Origin of the sequence: Flagellimonas halotolerans, assembly GCF_035818535.1 — a bacterium.
In the GTDB taxonomy this organism is placed as follows: domain Bacteria; phylum Bacteroidota; class Bacteroidia; order Flavobacteriales; family Flavobacteriaceae; genus Flagellimonas; species Flagellimonas halotolerans.
Window position 1 is genome coordinate 71,254 of record NZ_JAYKYV010000005.1, and the last position, 20,545, is coordinate 91,798.

At 42.3% G+C, this 20,545-nt stretch carries 22 protein-coding genes; 10 read left to right on the plus strand and 12 right to left on the minus strand.

Annotated elements, in window-relative coordinates; translation table 11 throughout:
* The first annotated feature begins 335 nt into the window (after window positions 1–335).
* On the plus strand, window positions 336–1,706 hold the full coding sequence (locus VM932_RS07570; RefSeq protein WP_326278188.1) for an exonuclease domain-containing protein: 1,371 nt from the start codon (window positions 336–338) through the stop codon (window positions 1,704–1,706).
* 18 nt (window positions 1,707–1,724) lie between these two features.
* Here the strand turns inward: VM932_RS07570 and VM932_RS07575 are convergent, their stop codons facing one another.
* The 3 genes from VM932_RS07575 to VM932_RS07585 form a co-directional block, all read right to left on the minus strand.
* Window positions 1,725–2,501, minus strand: coding sequence for an aldose epimerase family protein (locus VM932_RS07575; RefSeq protein WP_326278189.1), 777 nt, complete (start codon window positions 2,499–2,501; stop codon window positions 1,725–1,727).
* Window positions 2,501–3,799: a M20/M25/M40 family metallo-hydrolase gene (locus tag VM932_RS07580; RefSeq protein WP_326278190.1), complete on the minus strand. Its 1,299-nt coding sequence runs from the start codon at window positions 3,797–3,799 to the stop codon at window positions 2,501–2,503. Before VM932_RS07580 ends, VM932_RS07575 begins: the two co-directional genes overlap by 1 nt.
* A gap of 63 nt (window positions 3,800–3,862) precedes the next feature.
* Window positions 3,863–5,104 (minus strand): ABC transporter permease, encoded by a 1,242-nt coding sequence (locus VM932_RS07585; protein ID WP_326278191.1) that lies wholly within the window; start codon window positions 5,102–5,104, stop codon window positions 3,863–3,865.
* Between the two features lie 3 nt (window positions 5,105–5,107).
* Here VM932_RS07585 and VM932_RS07590 point away from each other — a divergent pair, with 3 nt between their 5' ends.
* Window positions 5,108–6,331 (plus strand): exo-beta-N-acetylmuramidase NamZ family protein, encoded by a 1,224-nt coding sequence (locus tag VM932_RS07590; RefSeq protein WP_326278192.1) that lies wholly within the window; start codon window positions 5,108–5,110, stop codon window positions 6,329–6,331.
* Between the two features lie 132 nt (window positions 6,332–6,463).
* On the opposite strand, the gene VM932_RS07595 is transcribed toward VM932_RS07590, so the two are convergent.
* Window positions 6,464–7,312, minus strand: coding sequence for a sterol desaturase family protein (locus VM932_RS07595; RefSeq protein ID WP_326278193.1), 849 nt, complete (start codon window positions 7,310–7,312; stop codon window positions 6,464–6,466).
* Between the two features lie 21 nt (window positions 7,313–7,333).
* Entirely contained in the window at window positions 7,334–7,828 is a 495-nt protein-coding gene (locus VM932_RS07600) for a YkgJ family cysteine cluster protein (RefSeq protein ID WP_326278194.1), read from the minus strand.
* 249 nt (window positions 7,829–8,077) lie between these two features.
* Between VM932_RS07600 and VM932_RS07605 the strand changes: the two genes are divergently transcribed.
* Entirely contained in the window at window positions 8,078–8,788 is a 711-nt protein-coding gene (locus VM932_RS07605; RefSeq protein ID WP_326278375.1) for a class I SAM-dependent methyltransferase, read from the plus strand.
* Between the two features lie 41 nt (window positions 8,789–8,829).
* The gene (locus VM932_RS07610; protein WP_326278196.1) at window positions 8,830–9,630 is read left to right on the plus strand and encodes a hypothetical protein; all 801 of its coding nucleotides are present in this window, start codon (window positions 8,830–8,832) and stop codon (window positions 9,628–9,630) included.
* A 9-nt stretch (window positions 9,631–9,639) separates the two neighbouring features.
* Here the strand turns inward: VM932_RS07610 and VM932_RS07615 are convergent, their stop codons facing one another.
* Together VM932_RS07615 and VM932_RS07620 are read right to left on the minus strand one after the other, a co-directional pair.
* Window positions 9,640–10,272, minus strand: coding sequence for a 7-carboxy-7-deazaguanine synthase QueE (locus VM932_RS07615; RefSeq protein WP_326278376.1), 633 nt, complete (start codon window positions 10,270–10,272; stop codon window positions 9,640–9,642).
* A 33-nt stretch (window positions 10,273–10,305) separates the two neighbouring features.
* Window positions 10,306–10,758, minus strand: coding sequence for a RidA family protein (locus VM932_RS07620; RefSeq protein WP_326278197.1), 453 nt, complete (start codon window positions 10,756–10,758; stop codon window positions 10,306–10,308).
* Between the two features lie 56 nt (window positions 10,759–10,814).
* Here VM932_RS07620 and VM932_RS07625 point away from each other — a divergent pair, with 56 nt between their 5' ends.
* Together VM932_RS07625 and VM932_RS07630 are read left to right on the plus strand one after the other, a co-directional pair.
* A complete protein-coding gene (locus VM932_RS07625; protein ID WP_326278198.1) occupies window positions 10,815–12,317 on the plus strand; it encodes a helicase HerA-like domain-containing protein in 1,503 nt (500 codons plus the stop codon).
* Between the two features lie 3 nt (window positions 12,318–12,320).
* A complete protein-coding gene (locus VM932_RS07630; RefSeq protein WP_326278199.1) occupies window positions 12,321–12,869 on the plus strand; it encodes a hypothetical protein in 549 nt (182 codons plus the stop codon).
* Window positions 12,870–12,879: 10 nt separating this feature from the next.
* Here VM932_RS07630 and VM932_RS07635 read toward each other — a convergent pair whose 3' ends face one another.
* Window positions 12,880–13,248 carry a winged helix-turn-helix transcriptional regulator gene (locus VM932_RS07635; RefSeq protein ID WP_326278200.1) on the minus strand — a complete coding sequence of 123 codons (369 nt, stop codon included), beginning with the start codon at window positions 13,246–13,248 and terminating at the stop codon, window positions 12,880–12,882.
* 151 nt (window positions 13,249–13,399) lie between these two features.
* Here VM932_RS07635 and VM932_RS07640 point away from each other — a divergent pair, with 151 nt between their 5' ends.
* Entirely contained in the window at window positions 13,400–14,239 is an 840-nt protein-coding gene (locus tag VM932_RS07640) for an alpha/beta hydrolase (protein ID WP_326278201.1), read from the plus strand.
* Between the two features lie 33 nt (window positions 14,240–14,272).
* A complete protein-coding gene (locus tag VM932_RS07645; protein ID WP_326278203.1) occupies window positions 14,273–14,695 on the plus strand; it encodes a VOC family protein in 423 nt (140 codons plus the stop codon).
* A 1-nt stretch (window position 14,696) separates the two neighbouring features.
* Here VM932_RS07645 and VM932_RS07650 read toward each other — a convergent pair whose 3' ends face one another.
* Complete coding sequence (locus VM932_RS07650) at window positions 14,697–15,323, minus strand: DUF2306 domain-containing protein (protein ID WP_326278204.1); 627 nt, start codon at window positions 15,321–15,323, stop codon at window positions 14,697–14,699.
* 120 nt (window positions 15,324–15,443) lie between these two features.
* Here VM932_RS07650 and VM932_RS07655 point away from each other — a divergent pair, with 120 nt between their 5' ends.
* Window positions 15,444–15,581, plus strand: a complete 138-nt coding sequence (locus VM932_RS07655) for a hypothetical protein (RefSeq protein ID WP_326278205.1) — start codon at window positions 15,444–15,446, stop codon at window positions 15,579–15,581.
* Window positions 15,582–15,586: 5 nt separating this feature from the next.
* Here the strand turns inward: VM932_RS07655 and folD are convergent, their stop codons facing one another.
* The 3 genes from folD to VM932_RS07670 form a co-directional block, all read right to left on the minus strand.
* Window positions 15,587–16,465 (minus strand): bifunctional methylenetetrahydrofolate dehydrogenase/methenyltetrahydrofolate cyclohydrolase FolD, encoded by an 879-nt coding sequence (folD, locus tag VM932_RS07660; RefSeq protein ID WP_326278206.1) that lies wholly within the window; start codon window positions 16,463–16,465, stop codon window positions 15,587–15,589.
* 83 nt (window positions 16,466–16,548) lie between these two features.
* On the minus strand, window positions 16,549–17,877 hold the full coding sequence (ffh, locus tag VM932_RS07665) for a signal recognition particle protein (protein ID WP_326278207.1): 1,329 nt from the start codon (window positions 17,875–17,877) through the stop codon (window positions 16,549–16,551).
* A gap of 108 nt (window positions 17,878–17,985) precedes the next feature.
* Window positions 17,986–19,749, minus strand: a complete 1,764-nt coding sequence (locus VM932_RS07670; RefSeq protein WP_326278209.1) for a hypothetical protein — start codon at window positions 19,747–19,749, stop codon at window positions 17,986–17,988.
* Window positions 19,750–19,862: 113 nt separating this feature from the next.
* Here VM932_RS07670 and VM932_RS07675 point away from each other — a divergent pair, with 113 nt between their 5' ends.
* Entirely contained in the window at window positions 19,863–20,363 is a 501-nt protein-coding gene (locus VM932_RS07675) for an RNA polymerase sigma factor (protein WP_326278210.1), read from the plus strand.
* The last annotated feature ends 182 nt before the right edge of the window (window positions 20,364–20,545 follow it).

Here is a 20,545-nt window from a genome sequence, read left to right on the forward strand (position 1 = left end):
CATCGTTAATGTTTTATTAAAGATTAATAAGCGTTAATTTCACACTTGTAAATGTAAACTTATGTATCAGAAGATTTCTGGAAATATTATCCGGTTTTGATATTATATTGACCAATCAAGGCTATTTTCCTTGTCATAATCGACTTAATCCTATCAATACACCTATATTAAGTATAATTTACACACTTGTTTTTAAGGGATTGTTATTATTAAAAATTGGAAAGCCACCCTTTTTACCTTCCATATAATCCTATCCCAAAAAAGAAACACATCATTCCCCCAACCCAAATTAAGTGCAGATAAAACCCTAACTTTAAAAGCCAATTTTTTAGACTTTGTACACCATAATTGACATAGAAACCACAGGTAACGGAATCAAGGGAAATAAGATCACCGAAATCTCTATTTTTAAATATGATGGTAACCAAGTCGTGGATGAATTCACTTCACTGGTAAACCCTCAATGTCCCATTCCCTATTTTATAACCGGACTCACGGGAATTGACGACCAAATGGTGCAAAATGCACCTACCTTCCCAGAAATTGCAGATACCGTGAAATTCATTACGGAGGGTTGTATTTTTGTGGCCCACTCCGTTAATTTTGATTATGGTGTGATCAAAGAGGAGTTTCGACAAATCGGCATTGATTTTACTCGTAAAAAGCTCTGTACGGTACGTTTATCCCGCAAGTTGATTCCCGGTCTACGTTCTTACAGTCTGGGAAAGTTGTGTTCTGCGGTCCAAATTCCCCTGATGGATCGCCACCGTGCCCGGGGAGATGCACATGCCACAGTGCTTTTGTTTGAAAAGCTTTTGAGAAAACCTGAATCGGAAGTGGTTTTTAAAAAGTTTTTGAATGCCCGAAGTCAAGAAGCCACCCTTCCGCCCCATCTGCCCAAATCCGTTTTTGACAAGATTCCCCAAAAACCCGGTATCTATTATTTTATGGACCAAAAAGGGGAGATTATCTATGTGGGGAAGGCAATCAACCTAAAAAAAAGGGTATTGGGACATTTTTACGACAAGAGCCGCAAAGAAATCCAAATGTGCAGCGAAACGGCCAATATTGACTTTAAGTTGGCCGGCAGCGAATTGGTGGCCCTTTTGATGGAATCCGCAGAAATAAAAAGATTGTTCCCGCCATACAACCGTGCCCAAAAAAGAACGGGACGGCAATACGCTATTTTTGCCTACGAAGACCGAAATGGAATTATGCACCTTGCCTACAATACCATTAAAGGGGTTCCCAACCCATTAAAAGTGATTCATAACCAAACAGAGTGCCGAGCATATTTGGAAGAAGTCTGCAAAAGTTTTTCGCTCTGCCCAAGGTATTGCCATTTACAACAGACCAACGCGGCTTGTTCCCATCATGAGATAAATTCCTGCGGAGGTATTTGTACGGGCGATGAAAATCCTGAAGAGTACAACCAAAAGGTTGAAGAAGCGATTGCGAACATGAAACTATTGACTTCGGAGGTTCGAATCATCAAGGAAAAAGGCAGGGATGAAAACGAAAGTGCCGTGGTTTTGATTGCGGACGGCATTTACAAAGGTTTTGGCTTTATTGACACGGACTTGGAAATATCTACCCTAGAAGACGTGGAAGCTTTTATTACCCCGCAGAAACATACGGTGGAAACCGAAAGTATTCTCACCCAATATTTTCTGAAGCACGACAAGAGTCAAATACTTGTCCATTAAAGCAATCTTAGCCTTAAGCTATGCTTCTGGTTTGAGAATCACTTTAAATTCAGCCGTCTCTTCCAATTTTTGAAATCCCTTATGCAATCGCGTTTGATTTACGGCAGAAGGATAAAATGATATGGGTTCAATGCATACCATATTCCGCACCTCTGTCCAGCACATAAAATTTCCAAAACCCTCGGTTTCAATAGTGATTTGTTTCTCATCCTTTAGTGTTATCGAAGTACAATCCTCCACTTGAAACGCCCGACTCCCTGCTTCCAAAACCTCATCCAACGCAATCGCTTTGTCCTCGGTCACAATCATTGGCGATTTTGAATGTAATTTAAAAGCAGGATGATACCCTAACATAAAAGGCATTCCCTTTTCTCCATAAATTTTAAAATGAATTTCCAATCCATCATCGGTCAACAAAAAGGATTTCTCGAACCTAAAATCGTAAGGCCATGATAAAAGCGCTTCGGTGGATTTTTCCGGAAATTTTGAATTGGGAACTTCGGTTCCCGATCGGTATTGCTTTACAAAAACAGCAGAAGTATCGGTTTGGTGCCCCAACTCGTATGCCATTTGGCGCAAAAGTCCATGTTGGTCTTGAATTGCTTCCCCTTTTGGTGTTTTCACACGAAAATCAGACTCGTTTACCGGACCGATTATAGGGAACATTTCAGTATCGGCGCTGCCCCACCCCGGGCTTCCCTTTTGGTGAATAAATTCGTGTCCCTTTACTTCATAGCCCACAAGTTCCCCCGCATCAATCTTTACTACGGAGGTGTTTGTTTTTAGTGTTACCATTATTTGGCGTTTATCAATCGGTAAATCAAAATGGCAGTACGTTTTGTCAACGCTTCAATGGTATTCAAGTTAACGGTTTCCTGAGGGGTATGTGCGCCGGAGCCCATAGTGCCCAATCCGTCCAAGCCATCCACATAATTGGCAACAAAAGAGATATCGGCAGCACCTCTTTTGCCAGGGTCATAGGCCAATACCTCACCTTGTTTTAAATCCAAACTTACCTCGTTAAGTGTGCTCAACAATGCACGATTTCCTTCTGTAGGCCCCATGGAAGGGTAGCTATCCGTAAAACTAATACTTGCTGAGGTCTGTGGAAGATTATTGGCTGCGATTTCCCTCATTTTGGCTCTAGCTCGTTCTTTTTGCTCTTCGGATATAAATCGAAGTCCACCTTTAACCACAGCTTTTTGAGCAACCACATTGGTTTTACCAAAGGCATCACCCTTGCTGGTCAGTTCATCATAATTCACAAAAGTTCCACCAAGCAGTACACCGGGATTAAAGGTTAACAGATCCTCCCCCTTTACATCAGTGTAGAATTGATGTAGAATCCGAGACATTTCAAAAATGGCACCTGCTCCTGTATTTTCACTAAAAACACCAGAGGAATGTGCACGTTTGCCCTCGACCTCAACGGCCCATCCCGAGGACCCTCTTCTGGCAACAGTGGCATAGTTGAAGCCAGTGGAGGTTTCAAATCCCAAGGCTACATCGCTTCGCTTTGCGGCATCAATCAAATCTTTTCTACTGATGGACAAAGGCTTACCTGTACTCTCTTCGTCCCCAGTAAAGGCTACAATAATCTGTGCATCATCCAACAGACCATTGTCCGATAATGCTTTTAGGGCATACAGTACAATTACATCGCCGCCCTTCATATCGTTGCCACCCGGGGCATGGGCAATACTGTCGTTAACCATTTCAAAAGTTTGAAACGGACTGTCTTCCTCAAAAACGGTATCCAAATGACCAATAAGCAGCAGCTTTTTTCCTTTTGAGCCAGAGGTTTCGGCAAATAAGTGACCTGAGCGGTTCATTTCGGCCGGCATTTCTATCCACTTGGTCTCAAATCCGATATTATCAAAGGCATCTTTAAAAACCATACCCACCTTTTTAACGCCTTCGGCATTAAGGGTACCGCTATTTATGTTCACTACCCTTTCCAAAAAACCAATCGCATCGGAATTATTTTTTTCAATGGTCGAAACAATCTTTTTTTCGGTTCTGGAAAGTTTTTGTGCAGTTATGGATGCAGTTAAAAGCAAAGCAAATAATGTGGAATAATATTTAAATGTCATGGTGGGTTATTTTTTTGACAAGTTATCAATTTAGATTGAAAAGCCCACACGGGAAAACGGCTTCTATTCGAATTGAATGGCTTTTACCGGTGTTATTTTAGTGATGATGTACGATGGCACCAAAAGCATCAATAAACAAAGCAACATCACCCCGATGTTCAAAAGTAAGATGGTCGGCATATCCATGTGCACGGGAATGTAGTCGATGTAATATTCCTCGGGGTTCGGAAATTTGAACATACGGTACTTATTCTGAAGAAAAATGAGTCCCAGACCTATGAGGTTGCCCAAAAAAAGCCCGATGGCGATCAAATAGGCAGCGTTGTACAAAAAGACTTTCCGGATGCTCCAATTGGTGGACCCCAGTGCTTTTAAAATTCCTATCATTTGGGTACGTTCTAGAATCAAGACCAGCAAAGCTGTGATCATGTTGATACCGCCAACAATGATCATAATGCCAATGATCAGGGCAATATTAAAATCAAAAAGGCCTATCCATTCAAAAATTCGGTAATATTTACTTTTGATGTTTTGGGTATCCAAAACGGATACCGTTTTACCGTAGATCTCGTTGCTTTTTTCTTCCAATTGGTCAAAATCATCGAGAAAAACCTCAAAATTGCCAATCTGGTCTTCTTTCCATTTGTTCATCCGTTGGATGTGACGGATATCCACAAAAACATAAGTCTCATCAAACTCCTCAAAACCACTATCATAAATACCGACAATCTTAAACCTCCTATTGTTGGGCATTTTGGAGGCATCGCCATCCCGAAGAAAAAAGGAAAAGAAGGTATCGCCAACTTTTAACCGTAATCTATTGGCCATTAAACTGGATATGAGCACCTCCTCGTTCAGTTTACCGCCATAATCGGGCAATCTGCCCTCGACCAGATATTCTTTAAAGGTGCTCCAATCGTAATCGGTACCCACGCCCTTGGCCAACATGCCCTCAAAAGTATCGGCCGTTCGGATAATTCCACCTTTGGTGGCCACCGCCTGTACGTGCTTTACGCCTTCTACATTCTTAAACTCAGGATAAAAATCTTGATTTATGGAAACCGGTATCAGGGAGACTTCGGAATTGTTGTTGTCGAAATTGGAAATTTGGATATGGCCATTGAATGCGGCGACCTTTTCACGAATTTTATTTTTTAGGCCGACACCCGTTGCAATGGCAATAAGCATCATTACCACACCGATTGCGATTGCAGCGATTGCAATTTTTATTATCGGGGCGGAAATACTAATTTTATGTTCCTTCCCTGTAACAAGGCGTTTGGCAATAAATAACTCTAAATTCAACGAATGCCCATTTTATCTAAAATCAAAAGTACAGTTTTATTGTTGTTTTTGGTCTTTTCATCATGCAAGGGACAACAAAAAGAGAACATTTCAACTTCAGAACCAAAAACCGATTCCCCTGTACCCATCAAAGTGGCAGCTAATCGTACCGAAGTTTATCTCCCGCTTTTAAAGGGTAAGGCAGTAGGTATAGTTGCCAACCCAACAAGTGTTGTTTTCAACGAAAAAGGGCATACGCATTTGGTGGATTCCCTACTTTCCTCTGGTGTTGATGTGAAGCAGGTTTTTGCCCCCGAACACGGTTTTAGGGGTACAGCAGATGCTGGGGAACATGTTAAAGATGGTGTGGACACCCGAACCGGCCTGCCCATAATCTCCCTTTACGGCAAAAACCGTAAACCTTCCAAAGAGCAATTGAGCAATTTGGATGTCGTTGTTTTTGATATTCAGGATGTGGGGGTCCGATTCTACACCTATATTGCCTCGTTGCAACTGGTGATGGAAGCCTGTGCCGAAAATGACATGCCCATTATTGTTTTGGACAGACCCAATCCCAACGGGCACTATGTAGATGGCCCTACCATGATGAAAGAGCATACCAGCTATTTGGGGATGAACACGATTCCGTTGGTCTACGGGATGACGATGGGCGAATACGCAAAAATGCTCAACGGCGAAGGATGGTTGAAAAATGGCAACAAAGCTGATTTAACCGTTGTGGAATTGGAAAACTATACGCACGAATCCGAATATCATTTGCCTATTAGACCTTCACCTAACTTGCCCAACGACACATCAATTACGCTTTACCCTAGCTTGGGCTTGTTTGAAGGCACCAATGTGAATGCGGGACGTGGCACCGAGTTCCAATTTCAACGTTATGGGGCTTCTTTTATGGACAGCACCGCCTATGATTTCAGTTATGTGCCCGAACCCAATTTTGGCTCTAAATATCCAAAAGAGGAGGGCAAGACCTGTTATGGTCGAGACCTGTCCAAAACCCCAAGAATGAACAATGTGACGATGGAATGGATCATTGATGCCTACAACAACACCTTGGACAAGTCCAAATTCTTTTTAACGAGCGGTTTCACCAAACACGCGGGCACTCCCCTACTTCAAAAACAGATTGAGCAAGGTATGACCAACGAAGAAATCAAGGCCACTTGGCAAGCGGATCTGGAAAACTTCAAAAAAATACGAGCGAAGTACTTGATTTATGATTGATTTAGAGTCTGACAAAACTTGCACGAATTAGCACAAATACGGCATCTGTCACATCGAGCGCCCGCCCGCCGGAAGGGCAGGCAGTCGAGATGTCTTAAAAAGCAAAGTTTTCTCAATCGATGCAAAAGCACCTCATTTCGAAATGACCTTTTGATTTTCCGTGGTCGGTCTACGGTATTTGTGAAATGGTTGTTTTAGCAAACCTTTAATGCTGCTGTTTTCCTTTTCATCGGGAAAGGTATCCACTCCGTAAACAATATCTTTTACGTCCATCGACATGTACGTACCAAATAGTCTGTCCCAAATGGAGAAAATGTTTCCGTAGTTGGAATCGGTATAAGGTAACTGATAATGATGGTGCACTTTGTGCATATCAGGGCTTACGATTATCCAGCTGATCGCATTGTCCACCCTTTTTGGCAAACGAATATTAGCGTGATTGAACTGTGAGAACACCACGGATAAACTTTGATACAACATAATGACACCAATGGGCGCGCCTACAAGTATAACACCCGCCAAAGTAAATGCATACCGGATCAAACTTTCCAATGGATGGTGCCTGTTGGCGGTCGTGGTGTCCACATTATGATCGGAATGGTGCACTAAATGAACCATCCACAAAGGTTTTACTTTGTGTTCCACCCAATGGGCCGCATAAGCACCTATCAAATCCAAAAGCATCACCCCGAGCAAAACATAAAGCCACAAAGGCATCTCTGGCAACCAATTAATAATGCCAAATTGGTTTTCCACCGCCCAATCCGACGATTTTAACAATAAAAAGGCCAATGGAAAATTGACCAAGATTGTAGTAAGCGTAAAGAAAAAATTTGGAACGGAATGTTTCCATTTTTTATAGGGGGCATTGAACAAGGGCAAAATCCCCTCCAAAATCCAGAAAAAAGTAATACCACCCACCAAAATAAGGCTGCGGTGCCACGAGGGAATGGTCTCAAAATAAGAAATCAATTGCTCCACTCCTTCAAATATAGCAAATCATTAAAATTTTATGGATTTTTTCATCTCCTCCACAATATTATATGCAGCAGGACAAATTGCCACATTTTTTAAGGTAAGGTTGGTTATCTGTTGGAACCTTTTCCTATCCGTATGCGGAAATTCGCGGCAGGCTTTGGGTCGAACTTCATATATAGAACAGTAATTATCGGCCCCTAAAAAACTACAGGGCACGTTTTGCAGTACATAGTCGTTTTCTTCATCCACCCTTAAATATTCATCTATAAACTGGGAGGGTTTCATTCTAAAATGCTTAGAAATCCTGTTAATATCAACATTGGTGAAAAGTGGGCCCGTAGTTTTACAGCAATTGGCACATGTTAGGCAATCCGTGCGCTCAAATTCCGCATCGTGCAGTTCTTGCATGGTATAATCCAGGTCTTTGGGAGGACGCTTTTTTAACTTGGCAAAAAACTTCTTGTTCCCTGAATGCTTCTCCTTGGCCCTTTGTGGCAAATCCCTAAGTATTTCATCCATAACACAAACTTATCCATTTTAAGGCTTTCCAAACAATTAAAATCCCACCTTTGCAAACTAAACCACTGTTGACTTGAGGTCCAGAGATTGGAAACGACAATGAAGTTGCCGGAATTATTGGGTTATTCGGTTATTTAGCCAATAACTTAATAAGCTATTGAAAGTCTATAGAAACTAAATTAAATGTAGTAAAATTACCAGCCGGCTAAGGCAGGGTTTTAACCTTCAACTTGTTAATAAATGCGAAATATATCCGATGTTTTTGGAAGGGCCCTATTGGATTACCAAAAAGGGGAATATACGGAGGACATTAAAACGTATTCATCTTTGGATGAAGCCGACGTAATTCCTGTTCCCTATTTGTTCCGAGAGTTTGATGAAATGCCCAAAATTGAGCAAAAGGCACTTCAATTAGCTCGTGGAAAAGTATTGGACATTGGTGCCGGTGCGGGAAGTCATGCCCTTTATCTACAAAACAAAGGATTTGATGTCACCGCCTTGGACAATTCCGAAGGATGTATTGCTGTTTGTAAAGAAAGAGGCATCCATTCGACAGTGGTAAGTGATGTTTTGGATTATGCCAATGAACGTTACGATACCTTGCTTCTACTTATGAACGGCATTGGATTGGCAGGCAAACTGAACAATTTAAGCAATTTTCTACAGCATTTGGCCTCATTATTGCAGCCTAATGGACGGATTTTATTGGATTCCAGCGATATTATTTACATGTTTGAACAGGATGAAGATGGCGGATACTGGATTCCCAATAATGGAACCTATTATGGCGAAATAGTTTTTGAAATGGAATACAAAGGTCAAAAAGGCAAACCGTTTGATTGGGTTTATGTAGATTTCGATACCTTGCAAAACGCTTGCGAATCCAATGGATTGGATTGCGAACTTGTAATTTCTGGTGAGCATTTCGACTATTTGGCTAAGCTCACATTAAAGAAATAATAGATTCCGATGCGGAACGTTTTAGTATATATTAGCTAATTATGAAAAAAATTGCGCTTTACGCTTTATGTAGTTTTGGATTACTGATAAGCTGTTCCAAGGATTCGGATATCTCTTCATCGGATTCTACCGTTAACATTGACAAATCTGGAAATCGTCTCTCCACAGGGGCTTCTGCCAGAAACTTGTTGTCCAATGATACTTTTGACAAACTTTTGATTGAGATTGATTATGCCACCGGTTTTGCCCCCACCGCTGGGGCCATTGCCAATTTTGAGGAGTTTTTAATAACGCACACCCACAAAGAAAATATTGAGCTTAAATATACTGCACTGTCCTCTCCGAATGAAGAAACATTGACCCTTGAAGAAGTTGTTGACCTTGAAAATGAGAACAGGGACGAATACAACAATGGCTCTACATTGGCCATTTATATTTACTTTGCCGATGCCCCTGCCGACAGTGATGATGATAGTGAGGGGCTAGTAACCTTGGGAGCTGTGTATCGCAATACCTCCATGGTCATTTATACACCCTCCGTAAAAAAAATAGCCAACAACAGTACATCCGTAAGTACTGAAGAGGTTGAGACGGCCACGCTATTGCACGAGTTCGGACATTTGTTTGGACTTGTCAACCTATCAACCGAATCGGTGAACGATCACGAAGACACCGAATCCGACAACCATTGCAATGTGGATGGTTGTTTAATGCGTTCGGAACTGGAATTTGGGTCTTCCTTGCTTAAACAAATGGAAAAAAATACCTCAAAGGGCTTGGCAACCGTTCCAGATTTGGGCCCCGAATGTATTTTGGATCTTCAAAAATATGGAGGTCGTTAAGCTTTTCGCTTAAGGAATATTCAAATACTTATGGGTCTGTAGGGAAACCTTCCATTTCGGATGCTTCATCACATAATCCACAATTTGGGGAACCATTTTGTCACGAACACTCCATTCGGGTTGTAGGTAGAGTATGCAATCATCACTTACTTGGGCGGCTTGTTCCTCGGCAAAAATAAAATCGTGCTTGTTGTAAATAATTACCTTAAGCTCGTGGGCTTTTTTATAAATATCGCCCACGGGAAGTTTGTTTTTTTTGGGGGATAGACAAATCCAATCCCAAACACCCGTCAATGGATAAGCTCCAGAGGTTTCGATATGAATCTTCATGTTTTTGGCCTTGAGACCTTGGGTCAATGGCCCCATATCCCAAGTAAGCGGCTCACCACCTGTGATAACAATGGTATCCGAATATTTTTCAGCATTGGCCATAATACTATCAATAGGTGTTGGGGGATGGGTTTCGGCATTCCAACTTTCCTTAACATCGCACCAATGGCAACCCACATCGCAGCCACCAATCCTTATAAAATAAGCGGCTGTTCCTTTGTGGTACCCCTCCCCTTGAATGGTATAAAATTCTTCCATCAAAGGGAGTGTTAAGCCCTTTTCCACCAAATCCATCACGTTTTCTTCCATCATGCTGCAAAGATAATCCACTTCTATGGTTTGGCCCTATTTTACGGCAATAACATCAATTTCTATGCTGCCGTTGGCTGCAATGCCCTTCGCTGCAAAGGTGGTTCGAGCTGGTTTTTTAATGAAATATTGGGTATAAATTTCATTAAAGGCCGAAAAATCATCAATATCGGCCAAAATCACGGTGCATTTTACCACATGGTCCAAGGTCATATCATGCTGTGCCAAAACGGCCTCGATGTTTTTAATGGCCTGTTCAGTTTCAGCTTTGACCCCGCCTTGAACCAGTGTGCGAGTCGTATGGTCCATCCCTATCTGGCCAGCCAAAAAGTACATATTGCCAGCCTGTACCACATCACTAAAAGGAGCGCTTTGTTTTTTGGGTTCATGCGACTTATGGAAAATAATCTCGGTGGTTTCTTGTGCATAGGAAGTGGCCATTGCCCCACTGATCAAAATAGACAATATTGCATAGTGGAAAGGTTTCATAATCTCATTTTTAGTTTTGCTTAAAATTACCCTATTTTTATCGGAAATTGAACAGGATGGGCAGCAAAGAAGAATTCTTTGAACACATTGAACAAGGTTACAGCATGAAGGGCGATTACATCACCTTGGGTGCCGGAATGTTGGATGGCGAAACCATGACCAACGCTTACATAAAGGTTCCCTTAAAAATGATGAATCGCCACGGCCTGATTGCAGGGGCAACGGGAACCGGAAAGACAAAATCGCTGCAAGTTCTGGCCGAAAACCTATCCGATAAAGGGATTCCCGTGTTGCTCATGGATCTTAAAGGCGACCTTAGCGGCATTGCACAACCCAGCCCCGGACATCCAAAAATTGATGAGCGCCAAGAAAAAATAGGCCTTCCATTCGAAGCCAAGGGGTTTCCCGTGGAAATCATGTCGCTTTCCGAACAGCACGGTGTCCGCCTGCGGGCCACGGTATCGGAGTTTGGGCCTGTGCTGCTTTCCAGAATCTTGGACCTGAGCGTTACCCAAGAAGGAATTGTTGCCGTAATATTCAAATATTGTGATGACAACAAGCTGCCACTCCTTGACCTCAAGGATTTTAAAAAAGTACTGCAATATGCCACTGGCGAAGGAAAAGAGGAGTTCCAAAAAGAGTACGGTCGTATTTCAACCAGTTCCACAGGAACCATTTTGAGGAAAATCATTGAACTGGAACAGCAAGGTGCCGACCTCTTTTTTGGGGAAAAATCCTTTGATGTGGAAGATTTGGTCAGAATTGACGAAAACGGTCGTGGCTATGTGAACATTATCCGTTTGACAGATATCCAAGACCGTCCAAAACTCTTCTCGACCTTTATGTTGAGTCTTTTGGCTGAAATCTACTCCACTTTTCCGGAACAAGGGGACAGCGACAGACCTGAATTGGTGCTGTTCATAGATGAGGCCCACCTGATTTTTGACAATGCCAGCAAAGCACTTTTGGACCAGATTGAAAGTATTGTGAAACTAATTCGTTCCAAGGGAATCGGACTTTATTTTGTGACCCAAAACCCTACCGATGTACCGGACGACGTTTTGGCGCAGTTGGGCTTGAAAGTTCAGCATGCGCTCCGCGCCTTTACCGCCAAAGACCGAAAGGCGATAAAGCTTACGGCACAGAACTACCCGATTTCCGAATTTTATGATACCGCCCAAGTGCTTACTTCATTGGGGACAGGGGAGGCCTTGGTATCCGCATTGGACGAAAAGGGACGACCAATGCCATTGGCAGCAACAATGATGCGAGCGCCGATGAGCCGCATGGATATTTTGAACGATGATGAGATAAAAGATGTACTGGGCCAGTCCAAATTAATTAAAAAATACAATGAGGAGATGGACCGCGAGAGCGCCTACGAAATCCTCTCCGAAAAGATTGAAAGAGCCGAAATAGAAGCCGAAAAACAGGAGAAACCAACATCCCAAAGGTCTTCCAGCAGAAGAAGCACCCGAATGAATCCCGTGGTTAAAGTTTTAACCAGTGCTACATTCATCAGAGGTGTTTTAGGAGTATTAAAAAAAGTGATTCGATAATATATGAAAAAGACAAGCCGAGCAATTGCCCTGTTTTTCGGGGTTGCATTAATTCATTCTTGCCAAAAGGATACCACATTCTTGATTACGGAAACCAGTGTTGGTCCATTGACCCAGACCACCCAGATCGGTGAATTGGAAAGCACCTTTGTAAAAGATTCCGTTGTTGGAGACACAGCCCGAATCAACTTGGGTACATCCGCCAAAAAAATCGAAGTGTTTGAAAAAGGGGGCAAACACCTCCTGACCCTGACCCCAAATTCTGATAGCATCCCTACTGTTCAGAATGTTAGAATATTGGATCCCAGATATGTATCAGAAAAAGGGATCGGGCTTCAAAGCACTTTTAAGGATATCCAGAACAGATACGATATCAAAAAAATTGTGACGACCTTAAACAGCATCGTGGTCTTTCCAAAAGGTAGCAATCTTTATTTTACCATTGACAAGGGAGAGTTGCCCGAGAGTTTACGCTACTCAACTTCGGATATTGAAGCGGTACAAATACCGGACGATTCCAAAATTAAATATTTGATGTTGGGATGGGAATAGGTTGATTAGGTTAAAGTAAGCCGAATTTTTCGCGATTGGCCAAAACCTTTGGGCTGTTATCGTGCATCCATTCGGCCAACTCCAGAAGTTTTTCCACATAAGACTGTCCAAAATCCGTGAGACTGTACTCTACACGGATAGGTACTTCCGCATACGCCTTACGAGCAATGTAACCGTCTGCTTCAAGAACTTTCAAACGCTGGCTCAATACCTTATTGGATATTCCGTAGACGTATTTCTTGAGTTTGTTGAACCGGAGTAAAGGAAAATATCCCAGCCAAAGAAGAATCAATATACTCCATTGGTCAGAAGCTACGGACATTACATCGCGAACCGGGCATAATTCGGGCGGGTTCTTGTAATCTATATGCCCAAACATTTTTTCTAATTTTTTTACCGTCCTAATTTTCTGATTATCAGCGATAGTTTCCATTTATACACTTAGTTTTCAATCCGTCACTTCTTTTGTTTTCTAAAATGAATATGTACTTTTAGTATCAAATTAAGAGTAAGTTACAAAAAGTAACCTTATGAAAAAACTGCTCAATAAAATACTTCCATTGGCTTACGGGCAATACTATAATGCTTATACACTTATTGCACCCAAAAAAGCAGCCGATAGTGCTTTTCATTTGTTCTGCACAGTCAGAAAAGGTAGGGTTAGACCGGAACAAGCAGCCTATTTGGACGGAGCCAAACTGGCCATTGAAGAGGTTGCCGAGCATAAGATACAATCGTATCATTGGCCTGGGAACAAAGAAACCGTTTTGTTGGTCCATGGTTGGGAGAGCAACACCTTTAGATGGCGCAACCTTGTCAAAAAACTTAGGGAGGCCGACTTCAATATTATTGCTTTTGATGCGCCTTCGCATGGCTATTCTTCCGGAAAGCACTTGTATGTGCCCTTGTATGAGGAAGCCGTAAACTATATGGTGACAAAGTACAGTCCAAAACACCTGATTGGACATTCGGTGGGCGGAATGACCATTATTTACAACCAATATAAAAACCCAAGCACCCATGTTGAAAAAATGGTCACTATTGGCTCTCCGTCGGAATTCCACGAGATTATGGAGCACTTTCAAGATTTGTTAAAGTTCAATAATAGGGTAATGAAACAGTTGGATAAGTACGTATACAACCGCTTTGGATTCCGTATCAATGAGTTTTCCACTTCCAAATTTGCACAATCCATCAGCCAAAAAGGGTTGTTGTTTCATGATAGGCACGACAACATTACACCTTACCATGCATCGGTTGCAGTAAATAAAAATTGGAAAGACAGTACGTTGGTAAGTACCGAGGGCTTGGGACATTCCATGCACCAAGACGATGTGAACGACCAGATCATATCTTTTTTGGAAGCTTGATAAAGTTGTCCTAATTTTCAGAAAAAATAAACCATGCAAAAAATAACCCCTTTTCATGTTGCCGTTCCGGTACACAATTTGGATGAATGTAGAATCTTTTACCGCGATGTGCTCGGGTGTGAAGAAGGTAGAAGTGCCGAACAATGGGTAGACTTTGACTTTTTTGGGCATCAATTCGTGATTCATTATAAGCCAAAGTCCGAAGAAGACACGCACACCAACCCCGTTGATGGAAAAAATGTACCCGTGCCCCATTATGGTGTGGTTTTGCCATGGGACACCTTTCAAACATTTTCCAAAACGCTAATAGAAAAGGGTATCGATTTTGTAATTGAACCTTACATTCGGTTTAAAGGGGAGCCCGGGGAACAGGCGACCATGTTCTTTTTAGACCCTGCCGGAAATGCTTTGGAATTCAAGGCTTTTAAGGATATGGGGCAATTGTTTGCCAAGTAGTTTAAACTAGGTTAAGACCTTTTTTGCGTACCCAAAGTCGGGCAAAAACCATATTGGGCACCCAACAAAGCCAGGCAACTATTTTGTAGGCCAGTAAAAACTCCCCGAATATGATGGTTAGGAGCGGTAGCCAAATACGCAGTGTAACCGCTGCAAAACAAGCCGCGTAGCTGTAGATCATCAAACCTTGGTGCAGGGAAAGATCCTTGTTTTTAACCGCTATATAGGCTCTTAAGGTAGTAAAGAGCCAAATCACCCCAAGACTTATAAACCCCAAGGATGAAACGATGCCGCCCGTGGCGAAAAAACCAAGGTAAACACCGCACAGCCCACTGACCATGGCAGATAAAATATAAATCCTACCCAAATTCCTATGTAGGCCCAAATGTTTGGCCCGGAGCTTTTTTATAAACTGGGGCCATCCCGATAAAAGAGCAATCCCCCCAAAACCAATATGTCCGTAAAAAGCAATTCTCCAGATTATGCTGGACAACACTTCCTTGGATTTGCCCAACAACAGGCCAAACTCCTCGGCAGCAAATAGGTAAATCAAAGGATAAAGACCAATGCCTATGGCTAAAAGCACAAAAACCACCCAAGCTACTTTGTTCCTAACTGTTTGAGCCATATCGACTTATTTACCAAGAAGTAAGTTATCGATATTTTGGATATAAAAACAAGAATATTGATGGCAATTCGTTATAAGTGTACTGATCAGCCTCTTGAGGCAAACCCAAATTGTACTATTATGAAGACAATTTTACTCCTGATTACCCTTATTTTTTCTGCCCTGGCCGTATCCAGTTGTACCAATGACGAAGGTGAGACCGAATTTGAATTTTTGACCCCCGAAGAAGAGCAAAAAGCTGAGCAAGAAACAAACTAAGGTTTTTAAACCTTGTGACGCTCACGGGCCAACAAAGTGTTCTTGAGCAACATGGCAATGGTCATGGGACCTACCCCTCCAGGAACTGGTGTAATGTACGATGCTTTCTTACTTACATTTTCAAAATCCACATCGCCAGTGATGTAATATCCTTTTTCACGCGATTCATCGGGAACCCGGGTAATACCTACATCGATTATGGTTACGCCATCCTTGACCATATCGGCCTTCAAAAATTTTGGCACTCCCAAAGCAGATATCACAATATCCGCCTGAAGTGTCAATTCCTTTAGATTTTTTGTTCTACTATGTGCTAGGGTCACCGTAGCATTTCCGGGATACCCCTTTTGGCTCATTAAAATACTGATGGGCCTGCCCACAATATGGCTCCTGCCAATTACCACGGTATGCTTACCTTCGGTTTCCACCTTATAACGCTTCAACAGTTCCATGATCCCAAATGGAGTGGCAGAGATGAAAGTCTCCATATCCAAGGCCATTTTACCAAAATTTGTGGGGTGGAATCCATCCACATCCTTATCGGGGTCAACGGCCATGAGCACTTTTTCCTCATCAATATGTTTTGGCAAGGGCAATTGAACAATATAGCCGTCGATATCGGGATCGTTGTTCAATTGGTGCACTTGCTTTAGCAGATCTTCCTCGGTGGTTTCTTCTGGAAGATGGATAAGGGTGGACTCGAAGCCTATTTTTTTACAGGAACGCACTTTGCTGCCCACATAGGTTAGACTGGCCCCATCGTTACCAACCAAAACGGCTGCCAAATGAGGGACTTTTTCGCCCCGCTCTTTCATTTGGGCCACCTCAACGGTTATTTCTTCTTTGATTTGGTTCGATACTTTCTTTCCGTCAAGGATTTCCATAGTGATTCTTTAGGTTTTGGCAATTATTCAAGGGGTTTCCGGCTTCCGGCTTCTGGCTTCTGACTTCTGACTTCTGACTAAATTTATTTCATATTCTGCATCATCTGCATCATCTTTTTGCCTCCGCCGCCTTGCATCATCTTCATCATCTTGCTCATTTGATTGAACTGCTTTAGCAATTGGTTTACTTCTTGAATGGATGTTCCACTACCGGCAGCTATGCGCTTTTTGCGGCTTGCATTCAATTTGGCAGGTGTAGACCTTTCCTCGGGGGTCATGGAGTGGATAATGGCCTCAATGTGTTTAAAGGCATCATCATCAATATCCAATCCTTTCAAGGCCTTTCCCGCACCAGGGATCATTCCCATGAGGTCCTTCATACTCCCCATTTTCTTGATTTGCTGAATTTGGCTCAAGAAATCATCAAACCCAAACTTATTTTTGGCAATTTTCTTCTGAATCTTACGTGCTTGCTCTTCATCAAACTGCTCTTGGGCACGCTCCACCAAGGATACCACGTCTCCCATACCAAGGATACGGTCGGCCATTCGGGATGGGTGGAACACATCAATGGCCTCCATTTTTTCGCCCGTACCAATGAATTTGATAGGCTTATCGACCACGGATTTAATGGAAATGGCGGCACCACCTCGGGTATCACCATCGAGTTTGGTCAGGATTACCCCGTCAAAGTTCAAGACATCGTTAAACGCTTTTGCGGTATTAACGGCATCCTGACCTGTCATGGAATCCACCACAAATAAGGTTTCCTGCGGCTTTATGGCCTTATGGATGTCGGAAATCTCATTCATCATCTGTTCATCCACGGCCAAACGACCTGCGGTATCGATGATCACTACATTGCACCCAACACTTTTGGCATGGGCAATACCTGCCTTGGCAATGGCAACGGGATCGTTGTTCCCGCGGTCCGAATATACCTCTACCCCTATTTGGTCACCTACTATATGTAACTGGTCTATCGCTGCTGGACGGTAGACATCGCAGGCTACCAAAAGTGGCTTTTTGGTTCTTTTGTTTTTGAGGAAATTGGCAAGTTTACCGGAAAAGGTGGTTTTACCAGAACCTTGCAGACCGGACATCAAGATTACGGAAGGGTTACCTGAGAGATCTATTCCTTCTGCTTCGCCCCCCATAAGTTCGGTAAGCTCATCTTTAACCAATTTTACCATGAGCTGGCCAGGTTGAAGGGAGGACAGTACATTTTGGCCTAGTGCCTTCTCTTTGACCGTATTGGTAAATTCCTTGGCAATCTTAAAGTTGACGTCGGCATCCAACAAGGCCCTTCGAACTTCCTTAAGGGTCTCTGCTACATTGATTTCCGTAATTTGTCCATGCCCTTTGAGGACGTGAAGTGCCTTATCTAATTTTTCACTTAAATTATCGAACATGTGTTCTTTGTTTTAAAGGAGGGACAAATTTAAGAATAATATAAAAGAAAAAGGACGGCTTTGGGGCGAGCCGTCCTTCTTTTGGAAAAAAAAGATTGGGGAAAAATTCTATGGTTTCTCGAACACCAAGGTATCCAAGGAATCATCATCGCTTTCATCAGTAAGTTCAATTCGTGTGGAAGTGATAGAAACCACCTTCCAATCATTGGTCAACCCTACAAGATCATCTCCTGTATCAAAATTGATATAGAGCTTCAAACCTTCTTCCGAATCTCTCAGTACCCTCCAAAGACCATTGGCCACAGGGTCTGCATTGATCAATACTTCCATCTGGTGCATCGTCGAGAAGTTAAACTCCATTCCTGTGTAGGCAGTTGTCAGTTGTACTGCTCCTTCTTGGTACAGGGCGATATTCCAAGATCCGTCCATGATCATACTCCTAATTTCGGCAACATCGCCATCATCCGCACTATCATCACATACTTGCAGAAGTACCATTTCATTGTCTGACTCATCAATATTAAACTTAAATCGACTATCCGTAAGCTCACTGATGGGCCACTCATAACTCACCTCTGGCTCACCTTCCATAGTAATCATAAGGGATAATTCCAATTGACTATTGAGTCCGATGTCCCAACTACCTTGCGAGACATTTACACCATTGCCAAGGGTAACCGTTCCTCCTGCCTTAAACTGGAATTCATATCCAAGAAGCCTTTTGACCTCATTCCCTTGGTTTATTATCTTTTTTACGATCCATTCACATTCTTGCAACATTGAAATCAAGGTTTCCCTATCTACTTCGGACGGCTCCGCATCACAACGTTCTTTGAGTATTATTTTGTTGCCATTATCCTTATGGAGTTTTATAAAACCATCCTCCAATTCATATACATACCAATCCAAAGTAAAGTCGGCAACAGCTTGAAAATCAACACTCAAGAGCACCCCATTTTCCGCCATGGCAGTAGTCCATGTACCAGTTATACTGGTAGTTGCACTGGCAAGTACCACTGTCCCATCTTGGGAAAAGGTCATCAATTGTTCAAAATATTGTTCTGTGTTATCGACTTCATCACGGATTACTTGTCTAACTTCCAAAGGACAGGCCAGCAAAAGGTCATCAAGCTCCTCTAAAGTGAAATCATCATCGTTATAATTATCATCATCGTCTTCGTCACACTCGTTTTTGGACGTTTCCAAGGCAGCGGCAAGTTCCGTATTGCTCCCGACCGTAATTTGGGTGCCATCATGTTTTTTTAGGGTAACGGGAAACTGTATGCTTATAAGTTCATTGTCGTCATCAAGTTCATCAAAAAACCTTCTCATGCCCAGGTCACTCTTTATCTCTACCTGACCGGATTGTTGGTTATCCACACCAAAGGTGAACAAGGTAACTGGGTAAACAAAGTCGATACACTCTATATCGTCATCGTCGCCCCCTTCAATGCACTCACGAGCCATTGTTTCAAGCTCACCATGGTTTTTAATGCTTATCTCGGTAAAATCGGAAAGGGTAACTGTAATGGGGAAAGCAATGTCCAAAACGTCATTGTCGTCATCCAACTCATCAAAAATTTCTTCAACAATTTCAAGGTCGTTTTTAGAATCGATTGTCACATCGACCCCATTTACATTCACTGTATATGGAAATTGGATGGCAAAACAACTGGCACCATCGACAATATTGTCAAAAGAACCATCATACGAAGACATATTTTTAATTAATATAGCCGTTGTGGAATTGGCTGCAATGGCCTGTCCTTCGCCACCTTGGTCAATCTCTTGGTATTCTTCCTGACAAGAGGACAAACTTAAAACAAGTACAACCAGTACTGTGCGCAACAAGTTGTCAATCAACTTTTTCATAACTTTTGAATTTTGGGGTTATAATTCAATCTTAAAACAACCCTTCTTAAAAAAACCCTACTTTTTCTTAAAAATTTTCAAATATATTTGAACCGATAAACAAACCCCCATCCATGAGCAACGTATGCGAAGACCATGTTTTCAGCAAAGTTTTCAAGACCCACTCCAAAACGGTCTTTAATTATATCTTTTACAAATTCGGGAATGAGGAAAAGGCTCATGACGCCGTTCAGGAAGCATTTGTAAAACTTTGGCAAAACTGTGCAAAGGTAAGTCCGGAAAAAGCAAAATCCTACGTTTACACAATTGCCAATAATCTATATTTGAATGTGATCAAGGCAGAAAAGATTAGATTAAAACATGCTGATAGCCTTATCAAGGACAGGACAAACGAGTCCCCGGAATTTTTGATGGAGGAAAAAGAATACAAGGAAAAATTGGACAATGCCCTAAATGCTTTGCCCGAAAACCAGAGAACTACTTTTTTGCTCAACCGGATCGATGGAAAAAAATATGCGGAAATAGCAGAAATGGAGGGTGTGGGCATAAAAGCCATTGAAAAAAGGATGCATTTGGCACTGAAGAGTTTACGGGAACAAATTGATGGCATTTAAAGTAGAAAAGAGATAGGGGATAGGTGAAGACAGGAGATATTGATCCTGATCTTGGAAGCACGAAGTCAGATGTCAGTTCGCGGTAAGCAGTTGGCAGTAGCCCCAGCCTTTGCCGTTTGGTCTTGATCCATGCATCTATGCTCTTGAACTTGGAATTTGGAAAAGTAGGGTATTTTAAAAGG

Bases quoted from the DNA above. Each gene is read 5' to 3' on its own strand.
- VM932_RS07575 (WP_326278189.1), bottom strand. From the start codon at position 2,501: ATGGTAACACTAAAAACAAACACCTCCGTAGTAAAGATTGATGCGGGG.
- VM932_RS07580 (WP_326278190.1), bottom strand. From the start codon at position 3,799: ATGACATTTAAATATTATTCCACATTATTTGCTTTGCTTTTAACTGCA.
- VM932_RS07590 (WP_326278192.1), top strand. From the start codon at position 5,108: ATGCCCATTTTATCTAAAATCAAAAGTACAGTTTTATTGTTGTTTTTG.
- VM932_RS07600 (WP_326278194.1), bottom strand. From the start codon at position 7,828: ATGGATGAAATACTTAGGGATTTGCCACAAAGGGCCAAGGAGAAGCAT.
- VM932_RS07610 (WP_326278196.1), top strand. From the start codon at position 8,830: ATGAAAAAAATTGCGCTTTACGCTTTATGTAGTTTTGGATTACTGATA.
- VM932_RS07615 (WP_326278376.1), bottom strand. From the start codon at position 10,272: ATGATGGAAGAAAACGTGATGGATTTGGTGGAAAAGGGCTTAACACTC.
- VM932_RS07620 (WP_326278197.1), bottom strand. From the start codon at position 10,758: ATGAAACCTTTCCACTATGCAATATTGTCTATTTTGATCAGTGGGGCA.
- VM932_RS07625 (WP_326278198.1), top strand. From the start codon at position 10,815: ATGGGCAGCAAAGAAGAATTCTTTGAACACATTGAACAAGGTTACAGC.
- VM932_RS07630 (WP_326278199.1), top strand. From the start codon at position 12,321: ATGAAAAAGACAAGCCGAGCAATTGCCCTGTTTTTCGGGGTTGCATTA.
- VM932_RS07635 (WP_326278200.1), bottom strand. From the start codon at position 13,248: ATGTTTGGGCATATAGATTACAAGAACCCGCCCGAATTATGCCCGGTT.
- VM932_RS07640 (WP_326278201.1), top strand. From the start codon at position 13,400: ATGAAAAAACTGCTCAATAAAATACTTCCATTGGCTTACGGGCAATAC.
- VM932_RS07645 (WP_326278203.1), top strand. From the start codon at position 14,273: ATGCAAAAAATAACCCCTTTTCATGTTGCCGTTCCGGTACACAATTTG.
- VM932_RS07650 (WP_326278204.1), bottom strand. From the start codon at position 15,323: ATGGCTCAAACAGTTAGGAACAAAGTAGCTTGGGTGGTTTTTGTGCTT.
- VM932_RS07655 (WP_326278205.1), top strand. From the start codon at position 15,444: ATGAAGACAATTTTACTCCTGATTACCCTTATTTTTTCTGCCCTGGCC.
- folD (WP_326278206.1), bottom strand. From the start codon at position 16,465: ATGGAAATCCTTGACGGAAAGAAAGTATCGAACCAAATCAAAGAAGAA.
- ffh (WP_326278207.1), bottom strand. From the start codon at position 17,877: ATGTTCGATAATTTAAGTGAAAAATTAGATAAGGCACTTCACGTCCTC.
- VM932_RS07670 (WP_326278209.1), bottom strand. From the start codon at position 19,749: ATGAAAAAGTTGATTGACAACTTGTTGCGCACAGTACTGGTTGTACTT.
- VM932_RS07675 (WP_326278210.1), top strand. From the start codon at position 19,863: ATGAGCAACGTATGCGAAGACCATGTTTTCAGCAAAGTTTTCAAGACC.